The 16,866-nt window shown below is 34.0% G+C and carries 12 protein-coding genes and 1 pseudogene; 12 read left to right on the forward strand and 1 reads right to left on the reverse strand.

Features of this window, described 5'->3' with window-relative positions:
• Window positions 1–2: 2 nt before the first annotated feature.
• From TTHE_RS03705 to TTHE_RS03725, 5 genes are read left to right on the forward strand one after another with little or no spacing between them, the layout of a single operon-like run.
• Window positions 3–221 (forward strand): zinc-ribbon domain-containing protein, encoded by a 219-nt coding sequence (locus TTHE_RS03705; RefSeq protein ID WP_013297268.1) that lies wholly within the window; start codon window positions 3–5, stop codon window positions 219–221.
• 5 nt (window positions 222–226) lie between these two features.
• Window positions 227–457 carry a zinc ribbon domain-containing protein gene (locus TTHE_RS03710; protein ID WP_013297269.1) on the forward strand — a complete coding sequence of 77 codons (231 nt, stop codon included), beginning with the start codon at window positions 227–229 and terminating at the stop codon, window positions 455–457.
• Between the two features lie 11 nt (window positions 458–468).
• A complete protein-coding gene (locus TTHE_RS03715; protein ID WP_013297270.1) occupies window positions 469–1,851 on the forward strand; it encodes an ATP-binding protein in 1,383 nt (460 codons plus the stop codon).
• Window positions 1,852–1,857: 6 nt separating this feature from the next.
• Window positions 1,858–3,252 carry a sigma-54-dependent transcriptional regulator gene (locus TTHE_RS03720; RefSeq protein ID WP_231292715.1) on the forward strand — a complete coding sequence of 465 codons (1,395 nt, stop codon included), beginning with the start codon at window positions 1,858–1,860 and terminating at the stop codon, window positions 3,250–3,252.
• Entirely contained in the window at window positions 3,221–3,634 is a 414-nt protein-coding gene (locus tag TTHE_RS03725; protein ID WP_013297272.1) for a NusG domain II-containing protein, read from the forward strand. The genes TTHE_RS03720 and TTHE_RS03725 overlap by 32 nt, the downstream gene beginning before the upstream one ends.
• Before the next feature lie 108 nt (window positions 3,635–3,742).
• On the opposite strand, the gene TTHE_RS13910 is transcribed toward TTHE_RS03725, so the two are convergent.
• Window positions 3,743–3,895 carry a DUF1540 domain-containing protein gene (locus TTHE_RS13910; protein ID WP_013297273.1) on the reverse strand — a complete coding sequence of 51 codons (153 nt, stop codon included), beginning with the start codon at window positions 3,893–3,895 and terminating at the stop codon, window positions 3,743–3,745.
• A 191-nt stretch (window positions 3,896–4,086) separates the two neighbouring features.
• On the opposite strand from TTHE_RS13910, the gene TTHE_RS03730 reads away from it, so the two are divergent.
• From TTHE_RS03730 to TTHE_RS03760, 7 genes and pseudogenes are all read left to right on the forward strand, one after another.
• On the forward strand, window positions 4,087–4,401 hold the full coding sequence (locus tag TTHE_RS03730) for a DF family (seleno)protein (RefSeq protein WP_013297274.1): 315 nt from the start codon (window positions 4,087–4,089) through the stop codon (window positions 4,399–4,401).
• Between the two features lie 21 nt (window positions 4,402–4,422).
• Complete coding sequence (locus TTHE_RS03735; protein WP_013297275.1) at window positions 4,423–6,819, forward strand: heavy metal translocating P-type ATPase; 2,397 nt, start codon at window positions 4,423–4,425, stop codon at window positions 6,817–6,819.
• A gap of 342 nt (window positions 6,820–7,161) precedes the next feature.
• Complete coding sequence (gene murB, locus TTHE_RS03740; protein ID WP_013297277.1) at window positions 7,162–8,067, forward strand: UDP-N-acetylmuramate dehydrogenase; 906 nt, start codon at window positions 7,162–7,164, stop codon at window positions 8,065–8,067.
• 23 nt (window positions 8,068–8,090) lie between these two features.
• Window positions 8,091–8,822 (forward strand): PHP domain-containing protein, encoded by a 732-nt coding sequence (locus tag TTHE_RS03745; RefSeq protein WP_013297278.1) that lies wholly within the window; start codon window positions 8,091–8,093, stop codon window positions 8,820–8,822.
• A 5-nt stretch (window positions 8,823–8,827) separates the two neighbouring features.
• Window positions 8,828–9,682: an RNase adapter RapZ gene (rapZ, locus tag TTHE_RS03750; protein ID WP_013297279.1), complete on the forward strand. Its 855-nt coding sequence runs from the start codon at window positions 8,828–8,830 to the stop codon at window positions 9,680–9,682.
• 56 nt (window positions 9,683–9,738) lie between these two features.
• On the forward strand, window positions 9,739–10,710 hold the full coding sequence (locus tag TTHE_RS03755) for a gluconeogenesis factor YvcK family protein (RefSeq protein WP_041587423.1): 972 nt from the start codon (window positions 9,739–9,741) through the stop codon (window positions 10,708–10,710).
• A gap of 386 nt (window positions 10,711–11,096) precedes the next feature.
• A pseudogene (locus tag TTHE_RS03760) lies at window positions 11,097–16,645 on the forward strand (alpha amylase N-terminal ig-like domain-containing protein).
• Window positions 16,646–16,866 lie beyond the last annotated feature (221 nt).

Raw genomic sequence — 16,866 nt, forward strand, 5'->3', positions numbered from 1 at the left:
TTATGAAAAACTGGTTAAATAATTGGTATTTATCATGTGGATCTGGTATCTACAATTTTATGGATTTATTTATATTGGCAGGTATTTTGACGATTATTGTAATAACTGTTTATGGTGTAAAGAAGCATTTAAAAAATAGATATTATTGTAAAGTGTGTGGGAATAAAATTGAAAAGGACTGGATCACATGTCCTTATTGTGGTAGAAGTCTAAAGAGGTGATAATTATGTTATTAATATTTATAGTAGCCGCAATATTTTTAAGCTTAATATTATTTGATGAAGATAATAACAATAAAAAAGATGTGCGATGCCCTAATTGCAATAGCAAAGTAGGAGAAAATGATATATTTTGTGCTGTATGTAAATCGAGATTAATGGTAAATTGCAAAAGTTGTGGTAAAATAGTAGATGCAAGATGGTCTTATTGTCCATATTGTAGTAAATCATTGAAGTAGGTGTTTTAAATTTGGTTTATAGCAGTGATAAAATTTTTATTGCAGTAATGACAATGGCAATTGCCTTTTTGCATTACTTTACTAAAGCAACAGCAATAGGATATCATGAGTTTTATACTTTATTATATTTTATACCGATTGTTTATTCAGCTTTTAAATATAGATTAAAGGGAGGGCTTACAGAATCTTCAGTTGTAGCAGTACTTTATTCACCACATTTAATGATTTATATGGGCAAATTCACAATTGATATTGTAAATCAATTTATAGAAGTTGGGTTGTTTTTTGCTATAGGTATTATAACAGGTACTCTTGTAGAAAAAGAATATAAAGAAAAAAAGCTTCTCGAAAGCCAGCTTAGGAAAACAGCTTATATTGAAGATTATTTAAATAATATTTTAGAGTCAATCGTTAATGGTGTTGTAGCAGTCGACAAAGCTTATACGATAACTGCTATAAATGGATATGCGAAAGATTTAATGGATATTAATTCTGACATAATTGGAGCATTTATATACAAAATTATTCGAAATGGCGAGGTTTTGAAGAGAAAAATTGATGAAGTTCTAAAAAATAAAAATTTAATAAGAGGATTTGAGTTTGACATTGAAACACTTTTAAACAATAAGAAACCCGTTAGATTACACATATATCCGTTAAAAAGTGAGATGAAATTTGACGGTGCTGTATTGGTTTTTGAAGATTTAAAGGAAGTTAAAGAAATGGAGAAAATAATGAGAAGAGCTGATAGGCTTTCAGCGCTTGGAGAAATGTCAGCGGGCATTGCTCATGAAATAAGAAACCCTCTTGGTATTATTAAGACAATCGCACAAACAATTTTATCTGAATCAAAACAAGACGATAAAGAAGGTCTTGAGATAATAATTGGGGAAGTTGATAGAGCGGACAACGTAATTAAAGGGTTGCTAAATTTTGCAAAGCCAGAGTCTATTAATAAAGTAAGCAAAAATATTAATAATGTTTTAGAAGAAACTATTAATATTATAAATAAATACTCCATAAAAAGTAATGTTCAAATAATATTTGATAGATTGCCTGATGTTGAAGTGCTTGTCGATGATACATTAATAAAACAAGCATTTATAAATATAATGATTAATTCAATACAGGCCATGAGCGCTGGTGGAATATTACATTTATATGGCAATAAGGACAGTGAATTTTTAAACATCTATTTTGAAGATACAGGAATTGGAATCGAAGATGATAAAATAGATAAAGTATTTAATCCTTTTTTCACAACTAAAAATGAGGGAACCGGCCTTGGACTATCCATAACTCATAGAATAATAGAGGAACATGGTGGTTATATATCATTATCAAGTATCGTTGGCGTAGGGACGAATGTTTTGGTAAGATTACCACTTCATTAAGAATAGTTGTTCGATAATAAGAAAGGAATGCAGGTTAAAATGAGACATATTTTAGTTGCAGATGATGAGAAAAATATGAGATGGGCTTTGAAAAAAGCACTTTTTAATGATGGATATGTAATTGATGAAGCTGAAAATGGTGCAGTAGCTTTAAATAAATTTGAAAGCAGTATATATGATCTTATTATACTTGATATAAAGATGCCTGAGGTAAATGGCATAGATGTTTTAAAAACAATTAGAGAAAAGGACAAAGATATACCTGTAATTGTCATAACAGCGTATGGTGAAATAGATACCGCTATACAAGCGATAAAACTTGGTGCTGTAGATTATATTCAAAAACCCTTTGACATTAACGAACTGAAGCTAACAATAGGAAAAGCACTGGAGATTACAAATTTAAAAGAAGAAGTGAAGTTTTTGCGAGAAGAACTAAATGGCAAAGAATTTGATATAATAGGTGAAAGTTCTAAGCTCAAAGATGTTTTAAATATAGTTAAAAAAGTTGCACCAACAGATGCGACTGTTTTATTACTTGGTGAAAGCGGTACAGGTAAAGAGCTAATTGCAAAGGCAATACACAATTTAAGCAAGAGAAAAGATGGACCATATATAAAGGTCAATTGTGGGGCATTACCGGAGAATTTACTTGAAAGCGAATTATTTGGCTATGAGAAAGGTGCGTTTACAGGTGCACTATCGCGTAAACCTGGCAGATTTGAAAGGGCTAACGGCGGCACCATATTTCTTGATGAAATAGGCGAAATATCACCCTCTATTCAGGTTAAAATGCTGAGAATTCTCCAGGAGAAGGAATTTGAAAGGCTTGGAGGCATTGAGATTTTAAAAGCTGATGTAAGGGTTATTGCTGCAACAAATAAGAATCTTGAAAATATGGTTAAAGAAGGTGCTTTCAGAGAGGATTTGTTTTATAGATTAAATGTAGTTCCGATACAATTGCCACCTTTAAGAGAAAGAGTCGAGGATATTCCAATTCTTATTGATTATTTCTTAGATAAATATAGTAAGAATCTAAGACTTGAAAAATTTAAAATAGACAAATCTGCAATGAAGTTTTTAATGGAGTATTCTTGGCCAGGGAATATTAGAGAGCTTGAAAATTTAGTTGAGAGAATGCTGATTTTAAATCATGGATCTGTTATAAAGAAGGAAGATCTACCACTTGGATCAAACAAAATGATAAAAGATGTTGATAAAATTGTCTTACCTCCAAATGGGATTTCAATCGATGAACTTGAGAAAAATCTAATAGAACAGGCACTTGAGAGAACGGGCTATAACCAGACAAAAGCAGCAAAACTTCTTGGGCTTACAAGGCATACACTGATTTATAGGATGGAGAAGTATGGGATTAAGGAGCGTAGAGATAGTGACTAAATATGATAAATTTTTAATAGTATTTCTTTTAATAATTTCTGCCTCTAGCTTATTTCTTTTACCGAAAATAATGGCTAATAAAATTACCACTATGAATAATGTAGAAATTAAGGTAAATGGGAAATTAGTAAAAACAGTAATAGTGAATCGTAAGTCGCAACCCCAATATATAAAGTTTAAGTTTGGCAAAGCAAAAGGTATTATAGAGACGAAAAATGGCATGGTAAGAATGCTTCCAATGGATAAAAAAATATGCCCGCAGGGCATATGTTCAAAAACGGGATGGATAAAAGAGTCATACCAATCAATTGTTTGCCTCCCAAACAAAATAGTTGTATCATTTAGTAAAAGCAATACCGATGTTGATGGTATAGTATATTAAGGTGATAAACTGATAATAGGAAGTTTTGCAGAAAATTAAGTGAATAAAAGAAAGCGTTGTATATCCGCTTTCTTTTAACAGTAAAAATAATAGAAGATAGACTATTTGCTATCTTGACTTAAATGTTGTACATTCAGTTTCTGCGCTGGTCTTTGCTGTCGGGGTCTTTGGATTTACTTCGATTGATTGTGCATGGCATCTCATATCTTTCCAATATGTGCATGTGTTAACACCGCATTTTACTACGCTTTCTGCATTCATTAAAAACACCTCCAATTAATTTTAATCAAAATTATTATCTGCATATAGGATGTAGTTATGCATAAACTTATGAAAAGTTATCAAAATAATATTGACATAAACATATCGGAATTATATAATAACATTAAAGATACCTATAGGGGGTATATTAAGTGACCATGTAATGTGATAAATTTTTAGGAGGTGGGAATATGCAGATAAGCTTTTTATACTTCGAAGGATGTCCTAATTCAGATTCAGCGATAAAATTGTTAAAGGAGGTTTTATCAGAAAAAAATATTAAAGATGATATAGACATAATAAAAATAGAATCTGAAGAAGATGCATATAGATATAAATTTTTAGGTTCGCCATCAATTCATATCAACGGAGAAGATATTGAAAAAGAGAGAAGGAATGATGAACCTCTTTATGGTTGTAGGGTATATAAAACTATAGATGGATATTCAGGTATACCTTCAAGAGAAATGATATTATATGCCATTAACGAGGCTTTAATTCAATAGTAAATTAAGGAGATGAACTATATGCCAGAAAAAACTACTTTAAAAATATCAGGTATGTCATGCGCATCATGTGCAGCCAAGATAGAAAAAGGCCTTAAAAATATGGATGGTGTCGATGAAGCAAATGTCAACTTAGCGATAGAAAAGGCAACAGTTATATATGACCCGAATAAAGTTGACATAGATGATATGACGAAAAAAATTGAGGACTTAGGATATGGAGTCATTAAGGATAAAGTAGAACTAATACTAATAGGTATGTCGTGTGCATCTTGTGCTGCAAAGATAGAAAAAGCATTAAACAATTTACAAGGCGTAAATAGAGCTACGGTTAATTTTGCAACTGAAACGGCAACAGTTGAATTTGATTCAAGCAAAGTAGATGTAGCAGCAATGATAAAAGCTGTTAGAAATATCGGCTATGATGCAAAAGAAAAAACTGGCATAGGAATGGATACAGAGAAAGAAGAGAGAGAAAGGGAAGTTAAAACATTAAAAAGGCTAGTTACAATTTCTTCTATATTGACAATCCCATTACTTATATCAATGTTTGGAAGGATATTTGGTTTTTCTGCAGGGATTTTGGATAATCCGTGGGCGCAAATAATAATATCATTTCCAGTCCAATTTATTATTGGATATAGATACTATAAAGGAGCTTGGCATAATTTAAAAAATCTGTCAGCAAATATGGATACATTAATTGCAATGGGAACAACTGCAGCATATTTTTATAGCTTGTATAATGTATTTACAAAACCTATGTCAGAGATACACAATTACTTGTATTTTGAAGCGTCGGCAGTTATCATAACGCTTATAACTCTTGGTAAGTTGCTTGAAGCTATAGCAAAAGGTAAAACATCTGAAGCAATAAAAAAACTTATGGGACTTCAGGCGAAAACTGCAAGAGTCATAAGAAACGGAGAAGAAATAGATATACCGATTGAAGAAGTAGAAGTTGGAGATATAGTTGTAGTAAGGCCAGGTGAAAAAATACCTGTAGACGGTGTAATTGTAGAGGGAAGTTCGGCCATAGATGAATCTATGATAACAGGAGAATCCATTCCTGTTGATAAAAATGTCAATGACGAAGTAATAGGTGCCACAATAAACAAGACAGGTACTTTTAAGTTTAAAGCAACGAAGGTTGGGAAAGATACGGTACTATCACAGATAATAAAGATGGTTGAGGATGCACAGGGATCAAAAGCACCTATCCAAGAGATTGCTGATAAGGTATCAGGGGTTTTTGTACCTGTAGTCATTGGAATTGCAGTGGTTACATTTTTGATATGGTACTTTGTTTTAGGAAATTTTAATGCGGGTATAATAAGTGCAGTATCTGTACTTGTTATAGCATGTCCTTGTGCATTAGGTCTTGCAACACCGACATCTGTTATGGTAGGTACAGGTAAAGGTGCAGAAAATGGCATACTTATAAAAGGTGGCGAATATTTGCAAAAAGCAAAAGAGATTAATGCAATTGTACTTGATAAGACTGGTACGATAACTAAAGGTGAGCCAGAAGTGACTGACATAATATCATTAGGCGATTTAAGTGATAATGAAATATTGTATATATCTGGTATTGCTGAAAAAAATTCTGAGCATCCGCTTGGGAAAGCTATTGTGAATAAATCAAAGGAAATATACGAAAAATTGCCGGATCCGAACAAATTTGAGGCTATACCAGGCCATGGTATTTATGCTATAATTAACGAAAAAGAATATTACTTTGGCAATAGAAGGTTAATGGAAAAGAATAATATAGACATTTCTAATATAGAATCCAAATTAGAACAGTTAGAGAATGAAGGCAAAACAGCAATGATATTAGCATCAAATGAAAAAGTGGAAGGCCTAATAGCTGTTGCAGATACTCCTAAAGAGGATTCGGCAAAAGCGATAAAAGAATTGAAAGCTTTAAACATAGATATATATATGATAACAGGTGACAACAAGAGAACCGCTCAGGCTATTGCAAAGCAAGTAGGAATAGAGCATGTTTTGGCAGAGGTTTTGCCTGAAAATAAGGCAGAAGAAGTTATAAAGTTACAAAAACAGGGTAAAATAGTTGCAATGGTTGGCGATGGCATAAACGATGCTCCAGCGTTAGCACAATCAGATGTAGGTATTGCCATCGGTACAGGAACAGATGTAGCTATAGAGACATCAGATATCACGTTAATTAGCGGAAATCTTATGGGTTTAGTTACAGCTATAAAATTAAGCAGAGCGACGATGAGAAATATCTACCAGAATCTGTTTTGGGCTTTTATCTATAATACAATAGGTATACCATTTGCTGCTATGGGACTTTTGAGTCCTGCCATAGCAGGGGGTGCAATGGCATTCAGTTCAGTATCAGTTGTATCAAACGCCTTAAGGCTGAGGAGGTTCAGATCAGCTAAGTAGTGAGGTGAGTTATATGGAATGCCCAAATTGCAAAAGCACTAATGTGGGCAAGATAGGCAATAACCTATATTTTTGTAGGGATTGCAATTGCGAGATTAAGATTAAAAAATGTACGGCTGTTGTTAGTGTTTATGACTCTGAGGGCTGCATCAGCAAAAGATTTAAAGTCTGCTATAATGTTTGAGAAGGCTTAATAAGCCTTCTATTTTTTTTCTTTTTTGTGGTTACGAAAAGTGATATACTTTTAGATAGAGTCAATAAATTGGAATTAAACTGAATGATAATTGATAAAATATTACTATGTAATAATTTTCTTGTAAATCCATGTAGGGAGTTGATATATTGAAAAACATTGTTGAAATATTAAAAAAGGCTATTTCAGAAGAGAATATTTATATAAATGAACTAATGTCAAGACACACGTCATTTAGGATTGGCGGGCCTGCAGAGGTACTCGTGATACCCCAAAATAGGGAAGAACTGATAAATGTGCTTGATATCATAAGAAATGAAAATATACCTTATTTTATACTTGGTAATGGAACAAATGTCATAGTTTCAGATAGAGGAATAAGGGGTGTTGTGATTAAACTGACTGCTATTAGAAAAATATCTGTTGAAGGTGAGTACATTGTCTCAGAGACTGGCGCATTGCTTTCAGCCATTGCAAATACAGCTCTTGACAATGAACTTACAGGCTTTGAATTTGCAAGTGGGATACCGGGCACATTAGGTGGAGCTGTGACGATGAATGCAGGTGCATATGGTACCGAAATAAAGGATGTCATCGAAAAAGTTGAAGTTATTGATGAAAATGGGAATATATACGAAATAAAAAATGGAAATATGAAATTTGCTTACAGAAGCAGTGCAATACAGTTAGACAACTTGATAGCTTTAAAAGCATGGATACATTTAAAAAAAGGAAATTATAAAGACATAAGGGCTAAAATGGATGAACTGAACGGTTTGAGAAAAAAGAAGCAGCCGCTGGAGTATCCAAGTGCTGGAAGCGTGTTTAAAAGACCTGAAGGGTATTATGCTGGAAAATTGATTCAAGATGCCGGTCTTCAAGGATACACAATCGGCGGTGCACAAGTATCTGAAAAGCACTGTGGATTTATTATAAATAAAGGCGATGCGACTGCAGAAGATGTTATAAACCTCATAAGGTTTATACAAAAAACTGTGAAAGACAGGTTTGGCGTTGATTTGCACACTGAAGTAAAAATAATAGGGGAAAAGTAGCTATATGAAAGGAATACATAAAAATGAAGCTATTTGCTGACTATCACACACATACGGTATTTAGCCACGGAAAGGGTACAATCGAAGACAACGTAAAAGCTGCGATAAAAATGGGACTTAGAGAAATTGCTATAACTGATCATGGACCGGGACACATTTTTTTTGGTATTAGAAGGCACGAATACAAGAAAATTAGAGATGAAATTGACAGGATGAATGATAAATACCCCAATATTAGAGTTTTAATGGGTGTGGAAGCTAATTTGATTAGCTTGAATGGAGATATCGATGTGGATGATGATTTAATGAAATATTTGGATATATTGCTGATGGGCTATCATACGGGTGTTGTACCTAAGGACCTATATAATTGCCTTCATATGTTTGGGAAAAATGCAGTCAGCAAATATTTTGGTTCTATGAAATCTATAGTAAGAGATCAGAATACCGATGCAATTATTAAGGCAATTAATAAATACAAGATAAATATTATTACACATCCTGGAGCAAAAGTCGACTTAGATACTAAGAGACTTGCATTAGCGGCAAAATCAAGAGGAACTGCGCTTGAAATAAACTCAAGCCATGGATACATGACTGTAGAATATGTAAGAATCGCAAAATCAGTTGGAGCAAAATTCGCCATCGACAGTGATGCCCATACATCATCACGTGTTGGAGATTTTAGCAGAGGGATTGAGATAGCAAGAGAGGCAGGTCTTACAGCAAAAGATATAATAAATGCAGAGGAGTGATACAAATGAGGTTTGTCATAATAACAGGATTATCAGGTGCTGGAAAGAGTCAAGCATTGAAATCGATGGAGGATATTGGGTTTTTTTGCATTGATAATTTTCCGCCAGCTTTAATACCGAAGTTAGCTGATTTGTTCTACGGTTCAAAAGATATCGACAAAGTTGCTCTTGGCATGGATTTACGTGGCGGACAATTATTTAAAGATATTTTTTCGGCACTAGATTATTTAAAGAAGAACAAATACGATTATGAAATAATATTTTTAGAAGCTTCTGATGAAGCTTTAATAAAGAGGTTTAAGGAGACGAGGAGAAGGCATCCTTTGTCAGATGGCGGCTCGATTATAAGTGGTATCAAAGATGAAAGGCAAAAGCTGACTGAAATAAGAAGAATGGCAAATAGCATTATCGACACAACAAATTTAACAGCGGCGCAGCTTAAACAAGAATTGTACAATATATTCATTGAAGGAAGAAAATTTAAAGGGATAATTGTCAATGTTATGTCGTTTGGTTTTAAATACGGCATACCGCTTGATGCAGATCTTGTCTTTGATGTCAGGTTTTTACCAAATCCATACTATATAGACGAGTTGAGGCCACTTACAGGAAATGATAAAAAAGTAAGAGAGTATGTCATGAAGTGGGAAGAAGCCAAGCAATTTCTCAACAAATTGGAAGACATGATTGAATTTCTCTTGCCGTTTTATATAAGGGAAGGAAAATCACAGCTTGTAATAGCTATTGGCTGTACAGGAGGAAAACATAGATCGATCACTATTGCTAATGCGCTATATGAATTATTAAAAAAGAGAGATTATACTGTTATCCTAAATCATAGAGATGTTGGCGAAGAATGACTCACTTTTTCACGGCTCTAAATTGTTTTTTTATGATAAAAAGGGGTTGTATAACAATGAGAGATTTCAACTATTTAAATGGACCTAAGGTTGTTGTGATAGGTGGGGGAACCGGACTATCCACAATGCTTAGGGGATTAAAGCATTATACACATAATATTACGGCCATTGTAACTGTTGCAGATGATGGCGGGGGATCTGGAGTATTAAGGGAAGATTTGGGTATTTTACCTCCTGGTGATATAAGAAACTGTATACTTGCACTTGCAAATACTGAACCTACAATGGAAAAACTTTTACAATATCGATTTACAGATGGAATGCTGAAAGGGCAGAGCTTTGGAAATCTATTTTTGGCTGCAATGAATGGTATATCAGACAGCTTTGAAGAAGCTGTAAAAAAGATGAGTGAAGTTTTAGCGGTTTCGGGAAAAGTTTTGCCTGTCACATTGGATGATGTCAAATTAAAGGCCAAGTTGAAAAATGGGGTAGTAATAGGTGGAGAATCTTTAATACCAAAAATGCAGCTAAAGGAAAACAGCCCAATAGAAAAGGTTTTTTTAGAGCCGAAAGATGCCATGCCTGTTGAAGAGGCTATATCGGACATTCTCAATGCAGATGGCATAATTCTAGGCCCGGGAAGCTTATACACAAGCATAATACCAAACCTTTTGGTGAACGGGATATGTGATACTATAGAAGAATCAAAAGCAATCAAAATATATGTTTGCAATATAATGACGCAGCCTGGTGAAACGATTGGATACGATGCTAATGCACACGTTGATGCGCTCTTTTTACACGGTTTAAAATCTCTTGATTACGTCTTAGTCAATAATAAAGAAATTCCTTATGAATATAAAGATAGATATAAAGAAGATATGTCACAACCTGTAAGTTATGATTTAGAAGACTTTAAAGAAAAAGGCATAAAAGTGATAGAAAAAGATGTCTTGGCCATAAAGAACAATTACATAAGGCATGATGAGCAAAAGCTTGCAGAGATATTGATGGAGTTACTGATTTAGTATAAAAAAATTGTTGCAATTTAAAAATAGCAATTTGTTATTTTGTAAAAGTTACATTATCGAGAAATTATAAGTTGGCATAAAAAATTTTTACCTAAATCTTATGTGATACAAAGAAAATAGAAATAAAAATTTTTTAAAGTTCATTTCAAAATGTCTATTATAGGAAATTCATTATAAAACTATATTGACATTATTTGTCATGCATATTATAATATCATTTAAGAGAAATCGATTGCGCAAAAAATTGCACATCTATTTGAAATAATGGAAAATCCCCTAATTATTTATTAAGCTACACATAAATGATTATATAAAGGTGGTGATGAAATAAGCAAAAAAATTAAGCAAAAAGATCTAAAAATTTTATAGAGGGAGGTATTGCCTTGTTTAAAATCGTTTTTAGCAAAAAGAATTTAAGCTTTATCCTTTCATTTTTTTTTAGTATTGACAGCAGTATTTTCTTCAATGCCATTTCACAATGTACATGCTGCTGACAATGCAAGCGTTGTAGCAAATATCGTGGGGGAATTTCAAGACCAACTGGGTGATTCTAATTGGAATATTGATAGTAACATTACCATAATGCAGTATGTAGGAAATGGACTGTATGAATTTACTACGTCAACTCAACTAAAAGCTGGTAGCTATCAGTATAAAGTTGCATTAAATCATTCATGGAATGGGGGAGGTGTTCCATCTCAAGGAAATCTAACGCTGAACCTAACAAGTGATTCTTATGTTACATTTTGGTTTGACTACAATACACAATCTGTAACTGATTCTACAAAATATACTCCAATTTCTAATGACAAATTACCTAGACTAGTTGGAACAATTCAATCAGCAATTGGAGCGGGTAATGATTGGGATCCTGGAACATCAACAGCAATTATGACAGATTATAATTTTGATAACGTTTATGAATATACGGCACAAGTACCAAAAGGAAACTATGAATATAAAGTGACATTAGGTTCTATATGGGATGAAAACTATGGTGCAAACGGTGTACTGGGTGGTTCTAACATACAGCTAAATGTTACTTACGATACTGATATAACATTCTATTACGATGCATCTACACATAATATATGGACTAATTATAATCCAACACTTACTGGTTTAGATAATAATATATATTATGATGATTTGAAACACGATACACATGATCTTTTCTTTAGGAATCCTTTTGGTTCTATAAAAGTAGGGCAAACTGTTACATTGCGGATTCAAGCAAAAAATCATGATCTTGAGTCAGCAAGAATATCTTATTGGGACGATGTCAATAAAACAAGGACAGAATCACCTATGACAAGGATAGGTGAAAGTTCTGACGGAAACTATGAATATTGGGAAATAAAGCTAAGTTTTGACCATCCGACTCGAATTTGGTATTACTTCATATTAAAAGATGGGACAAAGACGGCATACTACGGTGATAATGATGATCAGTTGGGTGGGGTCGGAAAAGCGACAGATACAGTAAACAAGGACTTTGAATTAACTGTATACGATAAAAACTTTGATACGCCAGATTGGATGAAAGGGGCTGTAATGTATCAGATATTCCCTGACAGGTTCTACAATGGTGATACATCAAATGACCATGTAAAAACATTGAGCCGTGGCAACGACCCAATAGAGTTTCATGATAATTGGAATGAACTGCCTGACAATCCGAATAATGCTGGTAGCCCAGGTTACACAGGTGATGGCATTTGGTCAAATGATTTTTTTGGCGGTGACTTGAAGGGTATTGATGATAAACTTGATTATTTGAAGAGCCTTGGAATTACAGTAATTTACTTAAACCCAATTTTTGAGTCTCCATCAAATCATAAATATGATACATCAGATTATACAAAGATCGATAAAATGTTTGGAACAACACAAGACTTCGAAAAACTCATGGAAGATGCACATTCTAAGGGCATAAAAGTAATCCTCGATGGTGTGTTTAACCATACAAGCGATGACAGCATATATTTTGATAGATACAGTAAGTATCCTGAATTAGGAGCTTATGAAGCGTGGAAGCAAGGAGATCAGCCAAAATCTCCATATGGGGATTGGTACACAATAAATTCTGATGGAACTTATGAAGACTGGTGGGGATACGATAGCTTACCCGTTATAAAGTCATTGAATGGAAGTGAGTATAATGTTACTAGCTGGGCTAATTTCATAATCAATGATAAAAATGCAATATCAAAGTACTGGCTCAATCCAGATGGAAATACAAATGGTGGTGCAGATGGCTGGAGATTAGATGTAGAAACTGAAGTTGCACACAATTTTTGGACGCACTTTAGAGATGCTATAAATACAGTAAAACCAGAAGCGCCAATGATTGCAGAAAATTGGGGAGATGCTTCTTCTGACTTACTTGGCGACTCTTTTAACTCAGTTATGAATTATCAGTTTAGAAATGATATTATAGATTTTTTAATTGGGAAGCCGTTTGATGATGGAAATGGACAGCACAATCCTATAGATGCTGTGACGCTTGATCAGAGGCTTATGAACATTTATGAGAGATATCCACTTCCTGCATTTTATTCAACTATGAACCTGTTGAGTTCACATGATACGATGCGGATATTAACTGTATTTGGGTATAATTCGGCTGATCCGACAGAAAACTCTGATGATGCAAAAAATTTGGCAGAGCAAAAGCTTAAATTGGCTACAATATTGCAGATGGGATATCCAGGAATGGCAGATATATATTATGGCGATGAAGCTGGTGTATCTGGCGGTAAAGATCCAGATGATAGGAGGACTTTCCCTTGGGGCAATGAAGATACGTCATTACAGGAATTTTTCAAAAACATTACAAGCATAAGAAATGACAATCAGGTATTAAAAACAGGTGATTTAGAGACACTATATGCGCAAGGTGATGTATATGCGATTGGAAGAAGAATAATAAATGGTAAAGATGCCTTTGGCAGTCCTTATGCTGATAGTGCTGCAATAGTCGCAATAAATAGAAGCAGCGTAGACAAACAGGTTACTATTGATACAACGAAATATTTAAGGAATGGCGTTACTTTTAAAGATTTGATAAATGGCAATAAATCATACTCAATAAGCGATGGACAGGTAACTATTGATGTACCAGCGATGGGCGGTGTTATGCTTATTTCTGATCCTGGACAAGATTTAACTGCGCCACAAGTGCCCTCAAATATAACCGTGAAATCTGGCAATGGCAGTGTAGAACTTTCATGGTCCCCGTCTGATGGTGCGACAGGATACAATATATATCGCTCATCTGTAGAAGGAGGGCCTTATGAAAAAATAGCATCAAATGTTAGTGGCACGACATATAAAGATGACTCTGTGACAAATGGATTAAAATATGTATACTCTATATCAGCGATTGATGAATTAGGAAATGAAAGCGACAAAAGCATTGATGCTGTTGCGTATCCATCGTATCCGATTGGTTGGGCAGGAAATTTGACACAAGTAAAAGGTGGACATGTAATTGGTGCCAATAATCCAACAGAAGACATTTTTGGTGAAGTATGGGCAGACGGTCTTACAAATAATAGTGGGCAAGGTTCTCACATGATAGCACAGTTTGGCTATAAGTATGTTGGTAGTACGGTTTACAATTCTGTATATGGAAGCGTCTATAACAGCGTCTATGGTGTAGATAGCGACAATGATTTTATTTGGGTTAATGCGGAATATGTAGGGGATTCTGGCAATAATGATAAGTATAAAGCTAATTTTACGCCTGATAAAATAGGTAAATGGGAATATGCCATGAGGTTCTCAGACGACCAAGGTCAAAATTGGACGATGACAGATATTTTGTCATTTAATGTGGTTCCATCAGATGATTTAGTAAAGCCAACAGCACCCGTTTTGAATCAGCCAGGAATAGAATCGTCGAGAGTATCACTTACATGGAGTCCATCGACAGATAATGTTGGAATATACGATTATGAAGTCTATAGATCCTCTGGTGGGACATTCAGCAAAATTGCGACTGTATCAAATAATGTTTATAACTATATTGATACTAGTATAATAAACGGAACTACCTATTCATACAAAGTTGTTGCTGTTGATCCATCATATAATAGAACAGAGTCTAATGTGATAACTATAAAACCAGATGTAGTACCGATACAAGTGACATTTAATGTTACAGTACCTGACTATACACCAGATGCAGTTAACTTGGCTGGTACCTTCCCAAATTTAAATTGGGATCCAAGTTCACAGCAAATGAAAAAAGTAAATGATAATACCTATAGTATTACTTTGACACTTGATGAAGGGACGCAAATAGAGTATAAATATGCAAGAGGTAGTTGGGATAAAGTTGAAAAGGATGAGTATGGAAATGAGCTCACTGCAAATAGGAAAGTGACAATTGTAAATCAAGGCAACAATAAGATGGTAATAAATGATACAGTATATAGATGGAGAGACATTCCGGTATTTATATATTCTCCAAGTAGCAATATGACAGTCGATTCTAATACGGATACAATAGAAATCAAAGGCAATACGTATAAAGGTGCTAAAATTACAATAAATGGTGATAGTTTTGTTCAAGATGAAAATGGGGCATTTACTAAGGATGTTCATTTAAATTACGGTGTAAATACAATTAAAATACATGTTGAACCAAATGACGGCATCATATATGGAAATGATGAATCTAGAATTTCTGAACTTACCAAAGACATTGAGATTGATATAAAGAGGCAAGGGAAAGATAACGGCAGTACATCAACCAACAATGGAAGTTCGTCATCAAATGGCAATGTTGGGTATAATGGATCTACAACTTTTGATTTAGGTAGTGTCACCACTTCAAGCAGCAATGTGACTGTAAAGATAGATGGAGGAAAATTAAGGGATAAAATAAGCAAGACACAGGAAAGAACTATTACAATTGATTTAACAAGCTTGAAGGATGCAAAGGAAAAGGTTGTGGCTATACCATCCTCTGTTTTGACCAGTGCAAATGACAACAATAAAGATATAGAATTAAAATTTAACAATTTACGTATTAGCAGTATTGCTATCGAAAGATTCAATTGATATGTCGAAAATAGGGAACGATGTGACGTTAAGTGTTAAAGACAATGGAAAACCAAATGTATCAAATTACGTACCACTTTCTAATACGATAGACATAAGCATTAAATCAGACAGTGGAAATGTAGCATTAGCAAAACCGGTAGAAGTGACATTAAATATATCAAAAGCTAACGATCCAAGAAAAGTTGCAGTGTACTACTACAATGAAGAGACCAACAAGTGGGAGTATGTTGGAGGAAAAGTAGATGAAGATGATAATACAATAACATTTAGCGCAACCCACTTCTCACAGTATGCTGCATTAGAATACGACAAGACATTTGATGACATAAAGAATAACTGGGCCAAAGATGACATAGAAGTATTAGCATCAAGGCACATAGTAGAAGGAATGACTGATACCCAATATGCACCGAATAAAACAGTCACAAGAGCAGAATTTGCATCAATGATACTGAGGCTATTAAACATAAAAGAAGAGCCATACAATGGAGAATTTAGCGATGTAAAGAGTGGAGACTGGTATGCAAATGCAATAGAAGCAGCATACAAAGCAGGAATAATTGAAGGAGACGGGAAAAACATGAGGCCAAATGACAACATAACACGAGAAGAGATGACAGCAATAGCCATGAGGGCGTACGAGATGTTGACATCATATAAAGAAGAGAATATAAACAATACAACATTTAACGATGACAAGGATATAAGCGATTGGGCTAAGAATGTCGTAGCCAATGCAATAAAGGTAGGCATAATTAATGGCGAACCGAATAACCTATTTGCACCTAAAGGAATTGCTACAAGAGCAGAAGCGGCTGCCATTATATATGGCTTACTAGATGAGAGTGGAAACATTTAAAAATCATTAAGTCAAAAAGGATATGATGCTAAATTGCATCTATCCTTTTTGAATGTACTAAATATGGCTTTTTGTGAATAAGTTATTTAAAAATTTTTTAAAAATTAAAAAACCTAACAAATAAATCTATTGACATTTGTCGATGAAGGATATAAAATATCTATAGATGAGAAAATTCACTGGCACAAATTTACATAATAAACTTACATGAAAAAATTTAA

Source organism: Thermoanaerobacterium thermosaccharolyticum DSM 571, assembly GCF_000145615.1.
Taxonomy (GTDB): domain Bacteria; phylum Bacillota; class Thermoanaerobacteria; order Thermoanaerobacterales; family Thermoanaerobacteraceae; genus Thermoanaerobacterium; species Thermoanaerobacterium thermosaccharolyticum.